The sequence below is a fragment of the Tardiphaga sp. genome (genome assembly GCF_044336785.1).
Lineage (GTDB): Bacteria > Pseudomonadota > Alphaproteobacteria > Rhizobiales > Xanthobacteraceae > Tardiphaga.
Map to the genome: position 1 here is coordinate 25,557 of NZ_JBIIOT010000007.1, position 19,851 is coordinate 45,407.

Genomic DNA, 19,851 nt, shown 5'->3' on the forward strand with positions numbered 1-19,851 from the left:
AGCGATCAAAGCCTCGACGATGCGTATGCCCACGCTGCGTGAGATCGGCAATGAAGCCAAACTGCTGCTGATCGGAATTCCCGTGCTGATCTGGACGCTGATCCCGATCTATCACATGTTCCTGTTCGCGATTTCGCCGAAGCAGGATGCCTTTGCCGGCAAGCTGTGGCCCGATCATCCGACGCTGCAGAATTTCCGCATCGTCTTCAATCAGCAGCATTATTTCTTGCGCGACTTCTGGGTCCAGTTCGGCAATTCGGTGGTGATTGCGATCGCCGCCGGCGTGCTGACGCTGATCATCGCCACATTGGCAGCTTTCGCCATTTCGCGCCTGCGCGTGCGCGGCGGCCGCACCGTGATGAATCTCGCGCTGTTCACCTATTTCATTCCGGCTGCATTCCTCGCGGTGCCGATGTATCGCACCATGGGCAATTACGGCCTGCTCAACAATCACTGGTCGCTGATCCTGGCGATGGTCACCATCGCCTCCCCCTATGCGATCTGGGTGCTGAAACAGGCCTCCGACAAACTGCCCGTCGAGCTGGATGAAGCCGCCATCATGGACGGCGCCACGCCGCTGCAGCTGTTTCGCATGGTCTATGTGCCGCTGATGCTGCCATCGCTGGTGGCCGTCGGCACCTATGCGCTGCTGCTAGCCTGGAATGAGTATCTCTATGCGTTCCTGCTGCTCTCGAAAGACACCGAGATCACACTGCCCGTCGCGCTCGGCAACTTTCTGGCTGCCGACGACTCGCCGTGGGAATTGCTGATGACCACCGGCTTCATCTACGCGTTGCCGCCGGCCGCGGTGTATTACGCGTTCCGCCGCTACATGGTGGGCGGGCTCACCGCGGGTGCGGTCAAGTCGTGATCCAGTGATGTAGGGCGGATCAGGCGAAGCCGTAATCCGCCGGCCGAATGCATGGTGGAAACGCCGCGGCGGATTGCGCTTCGCTAATCCGCCCTACGGTTTCACGCCGCCACCTGCCTCATCGCTTGCGGAACCATCGCTTCGTTGCTCGCGGCTTCCGCCGCGAATCCCGGTGCTTCGACAGGTCCTGGAAACGGATCGACCGAGCCCGCCACCTCCCGGAGCGGCTTTGGTTTGTCGGCCCAGTGCAAGGCTGTGTAGTCGAAGCCAAGCTCGATGGTGGGCTTCACCACCTCGAAATAGGGCGAGATGTCGAAATCGCGCGGCATATAGAGCGATGAATGGCGAATATGCAGGATCTCGCGCCGCGCCTGCCGGCTGCCGGCGCGGGTGATTTTTGGCAGGATCGGATAGCGCACCGCTTCGAAAGCCTGGGCGATCAGGGCCGAACAGATGATCTTGGTCGGGTCGCCGGAGCCGATCGCAATCATCCGCCGTCGCCAGCGCTGCGGGATCGGCAGCGGGATCAGGAAGCGCATCAGGTCCAGAATATTCTTGGTGTCGTAGCCGAAGCCGACGCGGTTGATGGCGTAGCGACAGACCGTGGTGCGATCCTCATAGGACAGGCCGACCGGGCGACAAAGCCGCGTGTGGAACGCAAAGTATTTTGATAGCGGCGCGGTGGTGACGCCCTCGCCGATATTCGCCTCGATCAGCACATGCGGCTCGCCATTGGGCTCCACGGCGCCGTCGATCGGCCCGACATAGAGTGCTGCATGCGACCAGGTCGATTGGGTGAGATATTTGATGATGCCGGAGACGCGGTTGTTGCCCTCGACGAGCAGCACGTCGCCTTCCTGGATGACATCATGCAGACGCTCGGGATCGCTGGGCGTAAACGGTTCGTAACCCGGCACTTCCTTCTGCAGATATCTGGCGATCAGTTTCCCGACCGTATCGAGCATGATGCCCATGACGCTGACCCCGGTTGCGGTTCGTATCGACCGCTTTGTCCCTGCCTTCATCATGGACGCCAGCCATTGCCATTTGGTTCATGCGTGAGCAGCGACATCAACGCGGGATTTACCATGAGGGTTGCTGTGCGCAGGCGAATACTGCAAAGTTCGCGGGACGTTCTCATGCCAGTTGCACTTTCGGAAACCATGTCATGACTTTCTCTCGCCGCGCATTTCTCTCAGCGTCGGCTGGATTGACGCTTGCGCCATGGTTCAGCGCAAGGGCACAGGCTGCGACATTGCCGCGCGACGCTGACGTGGTTGTGATAGGCGCGGGTGCTGCCGGGCTTGCAGCGGCACGCCGCGTTCAGGCGGCAGGGCGCAAGGTCATCGTGCTGGAAGCCTCGGCACAGATCGGCGGCCGCTGCGCGACCGACAGTTCAACTTTCGATGTTCCGCTCGATCTCGGCGCCCGCTGGCTGCACACGCCGGAGACCAATGTGCTGGTGAAGCTCGCGCGCGGTGCCGGTATCGATGTCGCCCCCTCGCCAAGCCAGAAACTGCGCATCGGCCGCCGCAATGCGCGTGCGGCGGAAACCGAGGAGCTGCTTGCGACTTTCGTGCGCGCCACCCGCGCGATCGACGATGCTGCACGCCGTGGCGATATCTCCTGCGCGGCCGTGCTGCCGAAGGATTTCGGTGATTGGGCCGGCACCGTCGATTTCGGGCTTGGCGCCTATGCCACCGGCAAGGATCTCAAGGACCTCTCGACCCTGGATCAGTCGCGCGCCGAAGACCGCGCCATCTCGGTCGCGACGCGGCAAGGGCTCGGTGCGTTGATGGCGAAGCTCGGCGAGAGCGTGCCGGTCGTGCTGTCGACGCCGGTGTCGCGGGTCACCTGGAGCGGCCGCGATATCGGCGTGGAGACGGCAGCAGGGCGCGTTGCGGCCCGCGCGGTGATCGTCACCGTGTCGAGCAATGTGCTGAATGCGGGGGCGATCAAGTTCACGCCGGAATTGCCGAAGCGCCAGCTCGATGCGGCGTCCAAACTCACGCTTGGCAGTTACGATCGCATCGCGCTCGAGCTGAAGGGCAATCCGCTCGGCCTCGGTCGCGATGAATTGATGATCGAGCAGAGCACGAGCACGCGCACCGGCGCGCTGTTTGCCAATATCAACGGCTCATCGCTATGCACGGTCGATGTCGCCGGCTCATTCGGCCGCACCCTTGCGGCGCAAGGCGAAGCCGCGATGACGGGCTTTGCGACGGAGTGGCTGACAAAACTGTTCGGCAGCGATGTGAAGGCTGCGATCCAGCGCAGCAAGGTCACGCGCTGGAATGCGTCGCCCTTCATTCTCGGCGCCATGTCTGCAGCAGTGCCTGGCGGCCAGGCGTCGCGGCGCGTATTGGCCGAGCCGATAGGCAATCTCTTCATCGCCGGCGAAGCGACGCATGAGACCTTGTATGGCACCGTCGATGGCGCCTGGGAAACCGGCGAACGCGCAGCGGATGCAGCACTGAAGCGGATCGGCGGAGTGAAGGATCCGGAGGCCGAGCCAAAGCCTGCGAAGAAGCAGAAACGCCGCGCGCCGCCGCAATCGAGCAGTGCGGGTGGATTTGGTACGAATTAGCGAAACAGCCCGTCGAACAGCGGCAGGCTGACCAGCGCAGATACTGCAATCAGCGTGTAGCAGATCTTGCGAAACAGCTCGTCGCTGGCCTTGCCGAACAGTTTTGAGCCGATCCAGAGGCCGAGGCCGAAAAGCGGGCCGGTGATTGCTGCAAGTCCAAGGACCGCCGAACTCCACAGGCCGCCGATCGTGTAGCTGATGATGATCAGCACGTCGGCAATCGCGAAATAAAGAATGATATTGGCGCGGACGACTGCGGCGACGGCGGCATCGCGCAGCCAGTAAAGCACCACAGGCGGACCGCCGAGCTGCGCCAGTCCGCCAAAGAAGCCGGCGAGGCCGCCCACGCTGATCGTGACCGGCACAGTCGGCTTGCCCGGATAGCGCCAGCCCGAGATCAGCAATGCGAGCAACGCGACGATCAGGACAACGATTCCCCAACGCACCGTGAGCGGATCAGCCCACGCAAGCGCCATGGTGCCGAGCGGCACGCCAATCAGCGCGCCGAGCGAGATGATGCTGACGTCGCGCTTGTCGGCGCGCCGCGCCGCATTTGGGATCAGCGTCAGCGTGGTGAGAAAGTCGATCAGCAACAGCAGCGGCGATGCCACGATTGCGCCAACGACGCTGGAGGCGAGCGGGATGAAGATCAGCGCCGAGCCGAACCCGGAAAATCCGCGTGCGAGCCCGGCGATGAAGGCGGTCACGGCGATGACGGTGAGCGACGCTGTCGAATATTGCGCGAGGCCCAGTCCATTGATCATGCGCGCAACGTGCCGCCCGTCTTCTTGGTCACCTCAGCCACGATCTTGGCCGCCACCGCATCGATCTCCTGATCGGTGAGGGTCTTTTCACGCGGCTGGATGGTCACGGCGATGGCCACCGACTTCTTGTCGTCGTCGATGCCCTTGCCTTCATAGATGTCGAACACGGTCACACCAGTGACCAGCTTCTTGTCCACGCCGGCTGCCGCCTTGACGATATCGCCGGACTTCACCTTGCGATCGACGATGAAGGCGAAATCGCGGGACACCGGCTGGAAGGCCGAGAGCTCCAGCAGCGGTTTCGCGCGTGTCGCCTTCTGCTTGGCATCGGGGATGCGATCGAGGATCACCTCAAAAGCCAGCAGCGGGCCATCGGCGCCGAGCGCTTCCAGCGTGCGCGGATGCAACTCGCCGAAATGACCGAGAATGTTCTGCGGCCCGATCTGGATCGTGCCCGAACGGCCCGGATGCAGCCAGTCGGCGCCGCCGGGAACGATCTGCAGCGCCTGCATTGGTGCGCCCGCGGCCGCGAGCACGGCGAAGGCGTCAGCCTTGGCATCGAGCGCATTGGCTGCGCTGGCGCCGGTCCAGTGACGGCCAGTGCCATTCGACGAAGCCAGACCGCGACGGACGCCGCTCGCCGCGATGAACTGATCCTGCGGGCGGTCGCCCTTGAAGATCTGGCCGACTTCGAACAGCGCGAGATCGGATGACCCGCGATGGGCGTTGGCCTGGGCCACCGCGATCAGGCCCGGCAGCAGGCTCGGGCGCATGTCCGAGAGATCGGCCGCGATCGGATTGGCGAGCGCGAGCTCCGGCTTACCGCCGCCAAAAACTTCGGCATGCGGCTTCGAGATGAACGACCAGGTGACAGCTTCCACGAGACCACGCGCAGCCAGCCCGCGCTTGGCACGACGGGTGCGCTGCTGGATCTGGGTCAGCACCGGCTTGCGCTGGGCATCGCCACGCGGGAACGGCGTCAGCGGCACCTTATCGACGCCGACAATGCGCATGATCTCTTCGACGATGTCCGCCTTCCCCGTGACGTCCATGCGCCACGACGGCACCGCGACCTTCACCACGGGACCATTGCCGGCGACCGAGAAGCCGAGCCGGTTGAGGATGATCCGCATTTCCGGGAACGGCACATCGATGGCGGCGAGGCGCTTCACTTCCGCGATCGGGAAGTCGATCAGGCGATCTTCGCCATAGCTCTTGCCGACGACAATGCTCTCAGACGGCGTGCCGCCGCAGAGCTCCATCACCAGCTTGGTGGCGAGTTCGAGGCCTGGCACCATGAAGACAGGATCGACGCCGCGCTCGAAGCGATAGCGCGCATCCGAATTGATGCCGAGCTTGCGACCGGTCTGGGCGATGTTGATCTCGTTCCACAGCGCGGACTCGATCAGCACATCGGTGGTGTCGTCCGAACAGCCCGATGCTTCGCCGCCCATGATGCCGGCCAGCGATTCGACGCCGTACTCGTCCGCGATGACGCAGATCTTGTCGTCGAGCTTGTAGGTCTTGCCGTCGAGTGCCAGCAGCGTCTCGCCGTCTTTGGCGCGACGCACGACGAGATCGCCCTTCACCTTGGCCGCGTCGAACACATGCAGCGGCCGGGCGCGATCGAAGGTCAGGTAGTTGGTGATGTCCACCAGCGCGTTGATCGGGCGCAGGCCGATGGAGGTCAGCTTCTTCTGCAGCCATTCCGGCGATGGGCCGTTCTTGACGCCGCGCACGAGGCGCAACGCAAAGCCCGGACACAGTTTTGCGTCCTCGACCGTCACCTTCACCGGGCACGGGAATTCACCCTTGATCGGCTTGATGCCGGGATTCTTGAACACGCCCATATCGGCGGCCGCCAGATCGCGCGCGATGCCGGCAACGCCGGTGCAATCCTGGCGGTTCGGCGTGAGATTGATCTCGATGACGGGATCGCCGAGCTTGGCCCAGTCCGGATACACCGCGCCGACCGGCGCATCGGCCGGCAGCTCGATGATGCCGTCGATGGCATCGGGCAGGCCGAGTTCGCCGGCCGAGCACAGCATGCCCTGGCTTTCGACGCCGCGGATATTGCCGAGGCCGATGGTGAAATCCTTGCCCGGAATATAGGTGCCGGGGCGGGCCAGTACGGTCTTCAGTCCGGCACGTGCATTCGGCGCACCGCAGACGATCTGCAGCGGCTGGGCTTCACCGACATTGACGGTGCAGACGCGCAGGCGATCGGCATTGGGATGCTGCACGGCTTCCACGATCTCGGCGATCGTGAACGGCGCCAGCAGTTTTGCCTTGTCCTCGATATGCTCGACCTCGAGCCCGATCATGGTGAGCTTTTCGCTCAGCTGATCCAGCGTTGCGTCGGTGTCGAGATGGTCCTTCAGCCAGGAGAGGGAGAATTTCACGTGCTCAGTCCTCCGGCCAGAGTCGGCATGTCGAGCGGCTTGAAGCCGTAATGGTTGAGCCAGCGCACATCGCCCTCGAAAAGCTGACGAAGGTCAGCCATGCCGTATTTCAGCATCGCGATACGGTCGATACCCATGCCCCAGGCGAAGCCCTGATACACATCGGGATCGATGTCGCAGGCGCGCAGCACATTCGGATGCACCATGCCGCAGCCGAGAATCTCGAGCCAATCCTCGCCTTCTCCGAAACGGATCTCGTTCTTGTCGCGGCGGCACTGGATATCGACTTCCAGCGAAGGCTCGGTGAACGGGAAGAAGGACGGGCGGAAGCGCATATTGACGTGATCGACCTCGAAGAACGCCTTGCAGAATTCCTGCAAAATCCATTTGAGGTGGCCGAGATGCGAGGTCTTGTCGATGACCAGGCCTTCGACCTGATGGAACATCGGCGTGTGCGTCTGGTCGCTGTCGCTGCGATAGGTGCGGCCCGGACAGATCACGCGGATCGGCGGTTTCTGGCTCAGCATGGTGCGCACCTGCACGGGTGAGGTGTGCGTACGCAGCAGCAGGCGCGAGCCGTCTTCCTTCGGATTGAAGTAGAAGGTGTCGTGCATCTCGCGGGCCGGATGGCCCTCGGGGAAATTCAGCTTGGTGAAGTTGTAGTCGTCGGTCTCGATATCCGGACCTTCGGCGACGGCAAAGCCCATATCGGCGAAGATCGTGGTCAGCTCGTCCCAGGTCTGGCTCAGCGGATGCACGCGGCCAAGCTCGGCCGGATTCTCGCGCAGCGGCAGCGTGACGTCGATGGTTTCGGACGCGAGGCGTGCATCAAGGGCTGCGCTCTTCAGCACGTCGCGGCGCGCGGTCAGCGCCTGCGAGACGGCATCCTTCGCGAGGTTGATCGCAGCACCCTCGGTCTTGCGTTCGTCCGGCGTCATCTTGCCGAGCGTCGCGAGCAGCGCGGAGATCGAGCCCTTCTTGCCGAGCGCGCCGACGCGCACGGCTTCGAGTGCGGCTTCGTCGGATGCACCGGCGATATCGGCCAGAATTTGTTGTTGGAGCGTCGTCAGGTCGGACATCGGCAACCTCGATCAAAGAGGCATGCGCCTCTTGCTGTCGTCGTCCCCGAAGGAGTTCGGGTGCGCCGTTCTACAGCACGGTTTTGCAGGGATTTAAGACGCCAATGGCCGGAACAGGGGCGCTTGAAGCGCCTCTGCCCGGCCATGACAATGTCGATAGATCCGCGAGAAGCGGAGAGGTTTAGGCTGCGAGAGCAGCCTTGGCCTTCTCAGCGATCGCGTTGAACGCCGCCGGTTCGTTGATCGCGAGATCAGACAGAACCTTGCGGTCGACAGTGATGCCGGACTTGGCAAGACCGTTGATAAACACGCTGTAGGTCATGCCGAGCGGACGGACGGCAGCGTTGAGGCGCTGGATCCAGAGGGCGCGGAACGTACGCTTCTTGCGCTTGCGATCGCGGAACGCATATTGGCCGGCCTTGTCGACGGCGGCCTTGGCGGCGCGGATGGTGTTCTTGCGGCGACCGCGAAAACCCTTGGCGAGCTTGTAGACTTTCTTGTGCTTGGCATGAGCCGTCACACCGCGTTTAACGCGAGCCATGACTGATCTCCTTCATCTGAAATAACAAAAGGGGGTGAATGCACCGCGCACAGGGCGCAGTGGCAGGGGATCAGGCGTTTGGCAGGAAGTACTGCTTGATATTGTCGCCATCGGTCTTGAACAGCACGCGGGTGCCGCGGAGCTGACGAATCTGCTTCTTCGTCCGCTTGATCATACCGTGGCGCTTACCGGCATGGGCCGACACAACTTTGCCGGTGCCGGTGACTTTGAAGCGCTTTTTAGCGCCCGACTTGGTCTTCAACTTGGGCATTTTGCTCTCCTCTAGCCACGCAGAAAACGCCCCGGAGGGCGCTGCATCGGCCGAAAATGCTCGTTAGAGCGTTGATTGTGCTCGATTATTTCCGGAATGAAATCAATCGTCACGGACGTCGCCACGGCAGCCCTTGATCAGCCGGTCGACGAAGCCGGGCTTATGGCAGAGATGCGACAGCTTGGCAACGTTTAAGCGATCGCAACTTTTAGCCGAAAAACTGGTTCTGGACTGGCCGACTCGGCTATGCATGCCTATCTGCTGCGAAGCATTCGATCATTGAAAGGACACCAATAATGGTCCGCAATCGACGCACCGCCGCCCGCGCGGTCGCCATCCAGCAAGAATCCGCCGCGCAAGCCGCCGCCGGCTGGCTGTTCGTGGCCGCTGGCCTCGCTGCTGTGACGGCTCTCGCCGGAGCGCTTTCGTTCGTTCTGGGCTGACGGCCGTAGGATGGGTTGAGCGAAGCGAAACCCATCACCATTAGCGCCCGGCCGTGATGGGTATCACTCCGGCGCTTCGCGCCTTCGTTCAACCCATCCTACGATCCCGCAATCGCCAAAAGAAAAGGCCCGCCAAATTGACGGGCCGAAACTCTTGATTGGTCCGGTCGCTTAACGCGGGGCCAGAACCATGACCACCTGGCGGCCTTCGAACTTCGCGTCCTGCTCCACCTTGGCGAATTCGGCGACATCCGCCTTCACCTTGTCGAGCAGCTTGGTACCGATTTCCTGGTGCGCCATTTCGCGGCCACGATAGCGCAAGGTGATCTTGACCTTGTCGCCTTCTTCGAAGAACCGCTGCATCGCCCGCATCTTCACGCCATAGTCGTGATCGTCGATCATCGGGCGGAGCTTGATCTCCTTGATTTCGACGGTCTTCTGACGCTTGCGCGCTTCGGCGGCCTTCTTCTGCGCCGAATACTTGAACTTGCCGTAGTCCATGATCTTGCAGACCGGCGGCGCCACGTTCGGCGAAATCTCGACGAGATCCATGCCGGCCTCAGCAGCCATCTTGATCGCCAGCATCGTCTCGATGGTGCCGTGATTGACACCTTCCTGATCGATCAGCTGGATCTGGGCATTACGGATTTCATCGTTGGTGCGCGGCCCATCTTTGGCTGCAGTGGGCGGGGCTCTGTTCGGACGGCGAATGGGATATTCTCCAAGGTTGTGATGGAAGGCGGCACTTTGTCGGAATAAGGCGTTTTGAGCAAGCAAACTCACGCAACGCGGCGCCAGATCGCTTCAATCAGCAGCATTTGCGCCACGACGGACCCGACAAAATCGTCCGCCAACCGGACGCAGCCCACATAGAGTGCCGCGCGCTGTTCCGCAAGCGCCAGTTCCATCCGGAAACGCCGTGCTGGCGTTGACGTTCCAGCCTCGCTCCAGCAAACACCACCGCAGTTCCAGCAGGATGGAGATCGTCCGATGACCACGGCGACGGCGCCCGATCCCAGTTTCATCACCGTCGGCAGCGGCGCTGCGCGCCGGCAGATCGCCATGCGGGTCCGCGAAGGTGCGGCGCCGGGCGTTTTCTGGATGAGCGGCTTCAAATCCGACATGCAGGGCGGCAAGGCGGTGGCGCTGGACGAATGGGCCGCGCAGCACGGCCGCGCCTGTGTGCGGTTCGATTATTCCGGGCATGGCGAATCCAGCGGTAACTTTGCCGATGGCACCATCGGCGACTGGCTCGAGGACGGTCTCGCCGCCTTTGATGCAGGCTGTCAGGGTCCGCAGATCGTGGTCGGTTCCTCCATGGGGGGCTGGATGGCGCTGCTTTTGGCGCGCGCCATTGCCAAACGCGGCAAGGCCGGCCGTGCCTCGCTGCGGGCGCTGGTGCTGATCGCGCCGGCGCCGGATTTTACCGAAGAGCTGATGTGGAAACAGTTTTCGCCGGAAATCCGCGCGGAGATCGAGGCCACCGGGCAATGGCTGAGGCCGTCGGACTACGGCGAGCCCTATCCGATCACGAAGCGGCTGATCGAGGAGGGGCGCAATCATCTCCTGCTCGGCGGCTCCATCGATGTCGGTTGCCCCGTGCGCATCCTGCAGGGCCGGCAGGATCCGGACGTGCCATGGCAGCACGCATTCCGACTGGCCGAACGGTTGCCGAGTGAAGACGTGGTGCTGACCATGATCCAGGACGGCGATCATCGCCTGTCCCGGCCGCAGGATATCGGACGGCTGCTGGTGACGGTGGCGGAGTTCTGATTGCGCTGACGGTCTCTTCCGGTAGGTTTGTCGTCAACAACAAACCTTCCGGAGAAACGCCATGGATACGACCGCCATGTTGCGGACGTTCTGCTCATCCGTCGAAACGCGCGACGGCAAGAGCTTTGCCAACCTGTTTACTGAAGACGGCGTCTATCACGACGTATTCTACGGTGCCTTCGCAGGTCGCGCAAAAATCGCCGACATGATCGACCATCATTTCTACGAGACCGCCGAGGATTTCCGCTGGGACATGCATGATCCCGTCAGCAACGGCGTCACGCTCTATGCGCGCTATACGTTCAGCTATCGCTCGAAACTGCCGGAAGCGCAGGGCAAGCGCGCGATGTTCGAGGGTGTTGCGATCATGACGCTGCGCAATGGGCTGATCGTGAGCTATCAGGAAGTCGCGAACACGGCACCGGCTTTTGTCGATCTCAATTTCGCGCCGGAGCGGATCGCGAAAATCGTCGGCAAACAGGGCGCAGCGCTCAAGGCGCGCGAGGAGATGAAGAGGCATCTGTAGGAGCGAGCGCCCATACACTGTCCCTCATGGTGAGGAGCGCGCATTTGCGCGCGTCTCGAACCATGAGATGGAGGGCGCCGGAGCTTCGGGCCATCCTTCGAGACGCGCTTCGCGCTCCTCAGGATGAAGGCGGAGTTCAAAGAAAGCGCAGCCTACAATGCGCGCGCGTTACGCCATTCGGCACGAACATCTTCATCGTGATCGATGGTTGTCCCGAGTTCTGCAAACGCATCGCCCGACATCAGCTGGCCCAGCGCCCAAACCGCAGCGCCACGCACGAGCGGGTTATCGTCGTGCAACAGCCGCATCGCATCATCGATCAGTGCCGCATCGCCCGAATTGCCAATCGCGATCAGCACGTTTCGCAAAAAGCGATTGCGGCCGATTCGCTTCACCGGCGATTTCGTGAACAACGCACGGAATGCGGCATCATCCAGCTTCGACAACTCGGCCAGCGTCGGCGCGCGCAATTCATCGCGTGCCGCGAGCCTGGCTTCACGCCCTTCCTGCGCAAACTTGTTCCACGGGCACGCCGCGAGGCAGTCGTCGCAGCCATAGATGCGATTGCCCATGGCTTTGCGGAATTCGTGCGGGATCGGGCCTTTATGCTCGATGGTGAGATAGGAGATGCAGCGTCGCGCATCGAGGCGGTAGGGCGCGATGAAAGCCGATGTCGGGCAGCTGTCGAGACATGAACGGCAGGAGCCGCAGCGATCGGTGATCGGCTCATCACGCGGCAGGTCAAGCGTGGTGAAGATGGCGCCGAGAAACAGCCATGAGCCGAATTCCCGCGACACCATATTCGTGTGCTTGCCCTGCCAGCCCAGACCCGCCGCCGACGCCAGCGGCTTCTCCATCACCGCCGCCGTATCGACGAAGACTTTCACCTCGCCGCCGGCTTCGGCGATCAGCCAGCGCGCAAGTTGCTTGAGGCGCTTCTTGATGAGGTCGTGATAGTCGTCGCCGCGGGCATAGACCGAAATCGCAGCACTGGATCGCTCGGCGAGAATCGCCATCGGATTCTCGTCGGGCCCGTAATTCATGCCGAGCATGATTACCGAGCGGACATCCTGCCACATCACCTTCGGATCGGCGCGGCGGGCGGGATTGTCGGCGAGCCACTCCATCTCACCATGCGCGCCGGCGTCGAGAAAGGCCTCCAGCTTCACGCGTGCGCCATCGATGGCCGCGGGATCGGTGATGCCGATCGCCTCGAAACCCAGGGCCTGCGCCTCGCGCGCAAGTCTGTCCTTCAGATCGGCTGGGAGTGGCGTGGCGCCGTCAGCGCTCAGAAATCGAGATCCACATAGGTCCGCGAGGCCGGCACGCCCGCCAGCCACTCGCTCAGCAGCGGTCGGAACGACGGACGCGACTTGATCCGTGCGTACCAGGCCTTCGCTGCGTCGTCCTCGCTCCATGGCACATCGCCCAGGTAATCGATCGCCGACAGATGCGCTGCCGCGACCAGATCCGCATACGTCATTCGGTCGCCGGCCAGGAAGTTTCGCGTCCGCGCCAGCCAGCCGATATAGGCCAGATGATAGCGCACATTCGCGTTGGCTGCGCGAATCACGTCCATCGATGGCGCGCCACCGCCGATATCCTCGCTCATGAAGCGCTTATAGATGCGTTCGGTGACGAGAGGACCGGAGGCCTCCTCGAAGAACTTTTCGTTAAACCAGGCCATCAGGCGGCGCACTTCGATGCGCTCGGCCATGGATGTCGGCAGCAGCCGGCGATCACCGGCTTCATGCCCATGCACCTCGTCGAGATATTCGGCGATGATGCTGGCACCGGGAATCGGCGGTGTGTCTTCGGCGACCAGCACCGGCGTGGTTCCCGCCGGATTGAGCTTCAGAAAATCCTCACGCCGATCCCACGGCCGCTCATCGACCAGCGTCAAGTCCAGGCCATATTCGCCGAGAACAAGACGAACGAAGCGCGAATGCGGACAGAACGCGTGATGATAGAGCGTGTACATGCGGGCCTTGGTTAAGGAAGCGGCGTTAACAAAGCGTCTCGGTCGCGGTGGTATAAATGATGCGCGAAGCGCGCCAAACTAGCGAAGCGCGCATGAGAGGCAAGGCGCGATTGCACGCTTTTTGCGATTGCAGCAATGCAGGGAATAAGCGAGAAGAACCCGGCTTTTTGAGGCCCGCAAAAATCAGGACGGCAAGTCGATGATGTCTGATGTGTTGAGGGCGGTGATTCTCGGCGTTGTCGAGGGCGCCACCGAATTCCTGCCGGTGTCCTCCACGGGCCATGTCCTTCTCGTCGAACGCATTCTGGGACTCGACGAGATCGGTCTCTGGAAAAGCTTTGCAATCCTGATCCAGCTTGGCGCCATTCTCGCCATTCTCTCGATCTATTTCGGCAAACTGTGGCGGATCGCGCTCGATATGTTCAAGGGCGATGCAGCCGCTCGCCGTTTCGTGATCGGCGTGCTGATTGCCTTCCTGCCGGCAGCCGTGCTCGGCGCGGCCGTTGGCGGCTACATCAAGGGCTATCTGTTCAATCCCTGGGTCGTGTGTTTCACATTGATCGTCGGTGGAGCCATTCTGCTCTGGGTCGATCAGCTCGATCTGCAGCCGGTGCATCACGATGCCACCGAGTTTCCGCTGCTCACTTACTTCAAGATCGGCTGCTGCCAGTGCGTGGCCATGATCCCCGGCGTGTCGCGTTCGGGTGCCACGATTGTGGGCGCCATGCTGATGGGCGCCGACAAGCGCGCCGCTGCGGAGTTCTCGTTCTTCCTGGCGATCCCGACCATGGTCGGCGCCTTTGCCTATGATCTCTACAAGAGCCGCAATGACATCACGTCGGATGGCGCTGTCATCATCGCCATCGGTTTCGCCGTCTCGTTCATCACAGCGATCTTCGTCGTGAAGACCCTGCTGAATTACGTCACCCGCCACGGCTTCGCGCTGTTTGCATGGTGGCGCGTGATTGTCGGCACGCTTGGCCTGATCGCGCTGGCGCTCGGCGCGTAAGCGTCCTGTCGGTAAACAACTTATTAAAACCTGAGCTCTAGGGTCGCCGCCATCAGCGGACGATCGCAATGACCATGAATCTCGAAGCCGGCACGCCTGCGATGTCGGGCGCGCGACGCTCGCTGGTCGGCTGGCTTGCATTGGCAGGCCTGTTCGCCGCCGCGATCTGGCTTCGGCAAGTGCTGGCGGCCAATACGGATGTGAGCTGGCTGCTCACGGCCGGCGAACGCGTGCTCAATGGTGGCCGCCTTTATACCGACGTGCTTGAAACCAATCCGCCGATGTCCGTGCTGGCGTATTTGCCGGCCATCGTCCTGTCGCGCATGACCGGACTTGCCGCAGAAACCATTGTCGATGCGCTGGTCTTCCTTGGCATTCTCGCATCGCTCACCTTTTGCACGCTTCTGCTGCGGCGACATGCTGGTTTCACTGGCGCGCGTGGTTGGGTGCTTCTGCTGTTGGCCTTCGCCGCTCTGGCGATTCTGCCGACCCACACTTTTGGTCAGCGCGAACATATAGCGCTGATCGCTTTGCTCCCTTTTCTGGCGACGCTGATCGACCGCATCACGGGCGGCGTGCCGCCGCGATGGCTGGCGGTCGCGGCGGGATTCGGCGCGGCAGTAACCTTGGCATTCAAGCCGCATTTCGCTTTGGCCGTTTATGTCCCCCTTGCGGTCGTGGGCAGCGTGACGCGCACGTCATGGCGCGTGCTGCTTTTGCCTGAACACGTTGCGGCGGCGGTTGCCGGTCTTCTTTATGTGATCGTCACAGCGACCCTCTGGCCGCAATTCTTCACCGACATTCTGCCGCTGCTGCGCGACGTCTATGTGCCGGTCAAACCGCCCTTGATGGCGCTGCTGGAAAAGCCTGCCGTCTCACTCTGGGCCATTGCCTTGCTCGCGATCGTCGCCTTGCATCGCAGGCATCGGCTATCGCCGTCGCTAACTCTCCTGATGGCGACCTCGGCCGCCTTCGCCGTGGCTTTCATGTTGCAGGGTAAAGGCTGGCCGTATCAATCCTATCCCGCGATCGCGCTGGCTCTGTTTGCTCTTGGCTATGCATTGACCTCGGAGACCGGCGCATCGCGCATCTGGCGGCTTGGGGGCAGTCTGTTGCTGCTCGCGCTGTTCGTCCGTTCGATGCTGTGGTTCGACACATCTTTCGATGCGTTGCCGCTGCAGCAGCGAGTCGCGCAGCTTGGCCAGAAAGATCCGGCTGTTCTCGCGATCACGGCTGAGCCAGGGATTGGTCATCCACTCACCCGCGCCATCGGCGGCACCTGGGTGTCGCGCCAGCAGGGGCTCTGGATCGACACCTATCTGAATGTCATGCGCCGCGATGGCATGCTGGATCAGGCGCGGGACTATATGCTTCAACGCTATGTGCAACGCGAGCGTGAAAGATTGATCGCGGACATCCGCCATATGCCGCCGACGATCCTGATCGTGGATGACCTCACCGGCCATGGCAGCGACTGGCTGAAGGCACACCCGGATGTCGCCGCTCTGCTGACGGATTTCGAGCTGGTCGATACCGTCAACAAAGTCGGGATTTTCACGCGGAAGGCGTCAGGCAGCTAGATCGCCGGATTTGATGCGCTTCACGCCGGCTTTGGTCATATCGCTCCACGCCTTGGCGAGTGAGCCCTGCGTATCGATGCCACGACAGGCGTCCTCGATCACATAGGTCTCGAACCCTGCCTTGCGTGCGTCCAATGCCGACCACGCCACGCAGAAATCGGTGGCCAGCCCGGCTATGAAGATGCGTTGCAGTTTGCGCGCTTTCAGATAGCCGGCAAGGCCGGTCGTGGTCTTGCCATCCGCTTCGGTGAACGCCGAATAGCTATCGACCGCCTTCTCGTAGCCTTTGCGCAGAACGAGCTGAGCGTGCGGGATAGCCAGATCTTTCGACAGCGCCGCGCCTTCGGTGCCCATGACGCAATGGTCGGGCCACAAAACCTGCTTGCCATAAGCCACGTCGGTGGTGTCGAACGGCTTCTTGCCGCCGTGACTGGAGGCGAATGAGATATGGCCGGGCGTATGCCAGTCCTGGGTCAGCACCACATGCGTGAATTTCTTGGCGATGGCATTGATGACGGGCACGACCTTGTCGCCATCTTTCACCGCCAGGCTGCCACCGGGCAGGAAGCAGTTCTGCACGTCCACCACGAGCAGCACAGAATTGCGGTCGGCGGTCACTTTGCCGGCAGCTTCGAGCGCGTTGGGCATCATGCTGGCTGCAGTCATCGCACCAAATCCCACAAGAAGCTGACGTCGATCAAACATCGCAACATCTCCCGCCGGAATGCGCCAGCAAATCAGGTCGGGAGATCGCCGTAAAGCTTTCGGTTGAGTCAGCGCGGCTCGATACCGTCGCGGACGGCACGGAAGCGCGGGAAGGCTTTCGACCAGTCATCGCGCGGGGCGCTGGCAATGATGCGCATGGCGGTCTTGCCCGAGCCGAAGCGCAGCCACTGCACCACGGTCACCGGCGTGTTGCCCTTGCCGCTGATGGCGTCGATCCGGGTCTCGTAGCCCGGGGCACCATCAATCCGCTGTGGCTCGGACAGCGTGATGCGCGCGTCGCGCAGGCCGGGGATCTGGGCGGCCGCCTGCTGGGCGAAACGGCCGCGGTCATCGGGCCGATCGGGCGCCGAGCCGACGCTGCCGAGGATCATGAACGGGCCCTGCTCGATGGCATTCTCGTCGGCGGAATCCGCCAAGAGAATCGCGGCACCCGGCGCCAGCGTACGGACAGTCTTGAAGGCGCTGAGCTCCGAAATCTTGAACGGCATCATGCCGAGCTGCTCGTCGAGGGGCACTTCCTTGCGCACGGTGACGCTGGCAAACATCTGCCGGACGGCATCGTCGGTATAGATTTTCTGCGCGTTTTCAGGAACTTGCACTGCGACATAGCCCGAGAAGGTGCCGCCATTGATGATCATCGAGTAGCGACGCACGGGAATGCCGGCGGCGTCCTTGGTGGGCTCGACGGTGTAGAAGGCCTGGCCGGCGCCGGTCTCGATGGTCTCCGGCTTGAGCGTCATGCTGGCCGGATTGGTCCTGAACGCCGTCTCGACCTCGGTGAAGGCACTGGCCGGCAATTCGGTCATCAGCATTTTCACGCCCTGATCCGAGGTCTGGAATCCCGTAAAGGTCTTGGACGGCTCCAGCCCCACCGACGGGGTCACCCCGATGCGGACCCCGGGCGGATAGATGGGATCGGCCGCGGAGGCCGGGGAATAAGCGGCCAGCAACACAGTCAGGGCGAACAGGGGCGCGAGGTGTCTCATCAGGCTCTTACTTGGTTCGGTGTTGCGGCGGGGCGACGGACGGGGCGGCCAGAGCGGCCAGCCAGCCGAAACGGGCTTAGGTTGCCCTGTTCCAGCAACAGATCAAGGCACAAATCCGTTCCCGCAAGGTCCCGCGCCGATCCGCCGCGTTGTCAGTTTCCGACCACGCATTCAGAGTTAATTAATTTCCCGAATACCCTATGATTTCCGCGCCTAAGCCGCGATGGGATGCCTTGCGGCAACCTAGCCCCCTCCTATATGACGCTGAGCGTCGCAATATCGCGAGCATGTGATTGATTTGGGGGTTTGAGCGGGGCGCCCGTTGGGCCCGGCCAACCTGCCGCAAAAAGAAGGAAGTGAGAGCATGGGAAAGGTCATCGGTATCGACCTCGGTACGACGAATTCCTGCGTGGCCGTCATGGACGGCAAAACGCCGAAGGTGATCGAGAACGCAGAAGGTATGCGGACGACGCCGTCGATCGTCGCTTTCACCGATGATGGCGAGCGCCTCGTCGGCCAGCCGGCCAAGCGCCAGGCGGTGACCAATCCCGAGCGTACGATTTTCGCAGTGAAGCGCCTCATCGGCCGCCGCTACGACGATCCGACCGTTGAAAAGGACAAGAAGCTCGTCCCCTACAAGATTGCCAAGGGTGGCAATGGCGACGCATGGGTCGAAGTCGACGGCAAGACCTATTCGCCCTCACAGATCTCCGCCTTCACCCTGCAGAAGATGAAGGAAACCGCTGAAGCCCATCTCGGCCAGACGGTCGATCAGGCTGTCATCACGGTTCCCGCTTACTTCAATGACGCCCAGCGTCAGGCCACCAAGGATGCCGGCAAGATCGCCGGCCTCGAAGTGCTCCGCATCATCAACGAGCCGACCGCTGCCGCGCTGGCCTATGGCCTCGACAAGTCCAAGTCCGGCACCATTGCGGTGTACGACCTCGGCGGCGGCACCTTCGACGTCTCGATTCTCGAGATCGGCGATGGCGTGTTCGAGGTGAAGTCGACCAATGGCGACACCTTCCTCGGCGGTGAAGACTTCGACATGCGTCTGGTCGGCTACCTCGCCGACGAGTTCAAGAAGGAGCAGGGCATTGACCTGCGCAACGACAAGCTGGCCCTGCAGCGCCTGAAGGAAGCCGCTGAAAAGGCCAAGATCGAGCTGTCGTCCACCACCCAGACCGAAATCAACCTGCCCTTCATCACGGCCGATGCCTCAGGTCCGAAGCATCTGACCCTGAAGCTGACCCGCGCCAAGTTCGAAGCGCTGGTGGATGATCTCGTGCAGAAGACCATCGAGCCCTGCCGCAAGGCGCTGAAGGATGCCGGCCTCACCGCCGGTGAAATCGGCGAAGTGGTGCTGGTCGGCGGCATGATCCGCATGCCGAAGATCCAGGAAGTCGTGAAGCAGTTCTTCGGCAAGGAGCCCCACAAGGGCGTCAATCCGGACGAAGTCGTGGCCATCGGCGCCGCCATCCAGGCCGGCGTTCTGCAGGGCGACGTCAAGGACGTGCTGCTGCTCGACGTCACCCCGCTGTCGCTGGGCATCGAGACGCTGGGTGGCGTGTTCACCCGCATCATCGATCGCAACACCACGATCCCGACCAAGAAGAGCCAGGTGTTCTCGACCGCCGAAGACAATCAGAATGCGGTCACCATCCGGGTCTTCCAGGGCGAGCGCGAAATGGCTGCGGACAACAAGCCGCTCGGCCAGTTCGACCTGATGGGCATTCCGCCGGCGCCGCGCGGCATGCCGCAGGTCGAGGTGACCTTCGATATCGACGCCAACGGCATCGTCAACGTCTCGGCCAAGGACAAGGCGACCAACAAGGAACAGCAGATCCGCATTCAGGCATCTGGTGGTCTGTCGGAAGCCGACATCGACAAGATGGTCAAGGACGCCGAAGCCAATGCGGCCGACGACAAGAAGCGTCGTGAGGCCGTGGACGCCAAGAACCATGGCGATGCGCTGGTGCATTCGACCGAGAAGGCGATTGCCGAGCATGGCGACAAGGTCGGCGAAGACGAACGCAAGGCCATTGAAGACGCCATGGCCGATCTGAAGGAAGCGCTGAAGGGCGACGACGCAGAGGCGATCAAGACCAAGACCAACACGCTGGCCCAGGCTTCCATGAAGCTCGGCGAGGCGATGTACACCCAGCAGGCCGAAGCCGACGCCAAGCGCGATGCGGCCAAGGACGACATCGTGGACGCCGAGTTCACGGAAGTCGACGACGACAAGCCGAAGAAGTCGGCCTGATCACGAGCAAAATCATGACCCTCATCCACAGCAGCACAAGGCAGCTGAC

20 protein-coding genes are annotated in these 19,851 nt (G+C 62.2%); 8 read left to right on the forward strand and 12 right to left on the reverse strand.

Annotation, left to right across the window (positions count from 1 at the left end; genetic code table 11):
• Nucleotides 1–19: 19 nt before the first annotated feature.
• A complete protein-coding gene (locus tag ACIQ2A_RS03630; protein WP_398475985.1) occupies nucleotides 20–871 on the forward strand; it encodes a carbohydrate ABC transporter permease in 852 nt (283 codons plus the stop codon).
• A 101-nt stretch (nucleotides 872–972) separates the two neighbouring features.
• Here ACIQ2A_RS03630 and ACIQ2A_RS03635 read toward each other — a convergent pair whose 3' ends face one another.
• Nucleotides 973–1,845, reverse strand: a complete 873-nt coding sequence (locus ACIQ2A_RS03635; RefSeq protein WP_398475856.1) for a YiiX/YebB-like N1pC/P60 family cysteine hydrolase — start codon at nucleotides 1,843–1,845, stop codon at nucleotides 973–975.
• Between the two features lie 194 nt (nucleotides 1,846–2,039).
• Between ACIQ2A_RS03635 and ACIQ2A_RS03640 the strand changes: the two genes are divergently transcribed.
• A complete protein-coding gene (locus ACIQ2A_RS03640; RefSeq protein ID WP_398475859.1) occupies nucleotides 2,040–3,458 on the forward strand; it encodes a flavin monoamine oxidase family protein in 1,419 nt (472 codons plus the stop codon).
• On the opposite strand, the gene ACIQ2A_RS03645 is transcribed toward ACIQ2A_RS03640, so the two are convergent.
• The 5 genes from ACIQ2A_RS03645 to rpmI all read right to left on the reverse strand — a co-directional run bounded on the left by ACIQ2A_RS03645 (nucleotide 3,455) and on the right by rpmI (nucleotide 8,515).
• On the reverse strand, nucleotides 3,455–4,222 hold the full coding sequence (locus ACIQ2A_RS03645) for a sulfite exporter TauE/SafE family protein (protein ID WP_398475861.1): 768 nt from the start codon (nucleotides 4,220–4,222) through the stop codon (nucleotides 3,455–3,457). The two genes, ACIQ2A_RS03640 and ACIQ2A_RS03645, sit on opposite strands and share 4 nt — an antisense overlap.
• The gene (gene pheT, locus ACIQ2A_RS03650) at nucleotides 4,219–6,624 is read right to left on the reverse strand and encodes a phenylalanine--tRNA ligase subunit beta (RefSeq protein ID WP_398475863.1); all 2,406 of its coding nucleotides are present in this window, start codon (nucleotides 6,622–6,624) and stop codon (nucleotides 4,219–4,221) included. Before pheT ends, ACIQ2A_RS03645 begins: the two co-directional genes overlap by 4 nt.
• Nucleotides 6,621–7,703, reverse strand: coding sequence for a phenylalanine--tRNA ligase subunit alpha (gene pheS, locus ACIQ2A_RS03655; RefSeq protein WP_398475865.1), 1,083 nt, complete (start codon nucleotides 7,701–7,703; stop codon nucleotides 6,621–6,623). The genes pheT and pheS overlap by 4 nt, the downstream gene beginning before the upstream one ends.
• 181 nt (nucleotides 7,704–7,884) lie before the next feature.
• Complete coding sequence (rplT, locus tag ACIQ2A_RS03660) at nucleotides 7,885–8,244, reverse strand: 50S ribosomal protein L20 (protein ID WP_398475867.1); 360 nt, start codon at nucleotides 8,242–8,244, stop codon at nucleotides 7,885–7,887.
• Between the two features lie 70 nt (nucleotides 8,245–8,314).
• Nucleotides 8,315–8,515 carry a 50S ribosomal protein L35 gene (gene rpmI, locus ACIQ2A_RS03665; RefSeq protein WP_002717744.1) on the reverse strand — a complete coding sequence of 67 codons (201 nt, stop codon included), beginning with the start codon at nucleotides 8,513–8,515 and terminating at the stop codon, nucleotides 8,315–8,317.
• Between the two features lie 296 nt (nucleotides 8,516–8,811).
• Here rpmI and ACIQ2A_RS03670 point away from each other — a divergent pair, with 296 nt between their 5' ends.
• A complete protein-coding gene (locus tag ACIQ2A_RS03670; protein ID WP_211911126.1) occupies nucleotides 8,812–8,958 on the forward strand; it encodes a hypothetical protein in 147 nt (48 codons plus the stop codon).
• Nucleotides 8,959–9,129: 171 nt separating this feature from the next.
• On the opposite strand, the gene infC is transcribed toward ACIQ2A_RS03670, so the two are convergent.
• Entirely contained in the window at nucleotides 9,130–9,669 is a 540-nt protein-coding gene (gene infC / locus ACIQ2A_RS03675; RefSeq protein ID WP_398475987.1) for a translation initiation factor IF-3, read from the reverse strand.
• Between the two features lie 68 nt (nucleotides 9,670–9,737).
• On the reverse strand, nucleotides 9,738–9,866 hold the full coding sequence (locus tag ACIQ2A_RS03680) for a hypothetical protein (protein WP_398475869.1): 129 nt from the start codon (nucleotides 9,864–9,866) through the stop codon (nucleotides 9,738–9,740).
• Nucleotides 9,867–9,948: 82 nt separating this feature from the next.
• Here ACIQ2A_RS03680 and ACIQ2A_RS03685 point away from each other — a divergent pair, with 82 nt between their 5' ends.
• Together ACIQ2A_RS03685 and ACIQ2A_RS03690 are read left to right on the forward strand one after the other, a co-directional pair.
• Nucleotides 9,949–10,731: an alpha/beta hydrolase gene (locus ACIQ2A_RS03685; protein WP_398475871.1), complete on the forward strand. Its 783-nt coding sequence runs from the start codon at nucleotides 9,949–9,951 to the stop codon at nucleotides 10,729–10,731.
• Nucleotides 10,732–10,792: 61 nt separating this feature from the next.
• Nucleotides 10,793–11,257 carry a nuclear transport factor 2 family protein gene (locus tag ACIQ2A_RS03690; protein ID WP_398475873.1) on the forward strand — a complete coding sequence of 155 codons (465 nt, stop codon included), beginning with the start codon at nucleotides 10,793–10,795 and terminating at the stop codon, nucleotides 11,255–11,257.
• 152 nt (nucleotides 11,258–11,409) lie between these two features.
• Here the strand turns inward: ACIQ2A_RS03690 and queG are convergent, their stop codons facing one another.
• A complete protein-coding gene (queG, locus tag ACIQ2A_RS03695; protein ID WP_398475875.1) occupies nucleotides 11,410–12,597 on the reverse strand; it encodes a tRNA epoxyqueuosine(34) reductase QueG in 1,188 nt (395 codons plus the stop codon).
• Nucleotides 12,546–13,238 (reverse strand): glutathione S-transferase family protein, encoded by a 693-nt coding sequence (locus tag ACIQ2A_RS03700; RefSeq protein ID WP_398475877.1) that lies wholly within the window; start codon nucleotides 13,236–13,238, stop codon nucleotides 12,546–12,548. Before ACIQ2A_RS03700 ends, queG begins: the two co-directional genes overlap by 52 nt.
• Before the next feature lie 199 nt (nucleotides 13,239–13,437).
• On the opposite strand from ACIQ2A_RS03700, the gene ACIQ2A_RS03705 reads away from it, so the two are divergent.
• Nucleotides 13,438–14,247, forward strand: coding sequence for an undecaprenyl-diphosphate phosphatase (locus ACIQ2A_RS03705; protein ID WP_398475879.1), 810 nt, complete (start codon nucleotides 13,438–13,440; stop codon nucleotides 14,245–14,247).
• Nucleotides 14,248–14,315: 68 nt separating this feature from the next.
• On the forward strand, nucleotides 14,316–15,827 hold the full coding sequence (locus tag ACIQ2A_RS03710; RefSeq protein WP_398475881.1) for a hypothetical protein: 1,512 nt from the start codon (nucleotides 14,316–14,318) through the stop codon (nucleotides 15,825–15,827).
• Here the strand turns inward: ACIQ2A_RS03710 and pncA are convergent.
• A complete protein-coding gene (pncA, locus tag ACIQ2A_RS03715) occupies nucleotides 15,816–16,532 on the reverse strand; it encodes a bifunctional nicotinamidase/pyrazinamidase (RefSeq protein WP_398475883.1) in 717 nt (238 codons plus the stop codon). The genes ACIQ2A_RS03710 and pncA overlap by 12 nt on opposite strands.
• 68 nt (nucleotides 16,533–16,600) lie before the next feature.
• Nucleotides 16,601–17,539: a hypothetical protein gene (locus tag ACIQ2A_RS03720; RefSeq protein WP_398475885.1), complete on the reverse strand. Its 939-nt coding sequence runs from the start codon at nucleotides 17,537–17,539 to the stop codon at nucleotides 16,601–16,603.
• A gap of 364 nt (nucleotides 17,540–17,903) precedes the next feature.
• Between ACIQ2A_RS03720 and dnaK the strand changes: the two genes are divergently transcribed.
• Nucleotides 17,904–19,802, forward strand: coding sequence for a molecular chaperone DnaK (gene dnaK / locus ACIQ2A_RS03725; RefSeq protein WP_398475887.1), 1,899 nt, complete (start codon nucleotides 17,904–17,906; stop codon nucleotides 19,800–19,802).
• Nucleotides 19,803–19,851 lie beyond the last annotated feature (49 nt).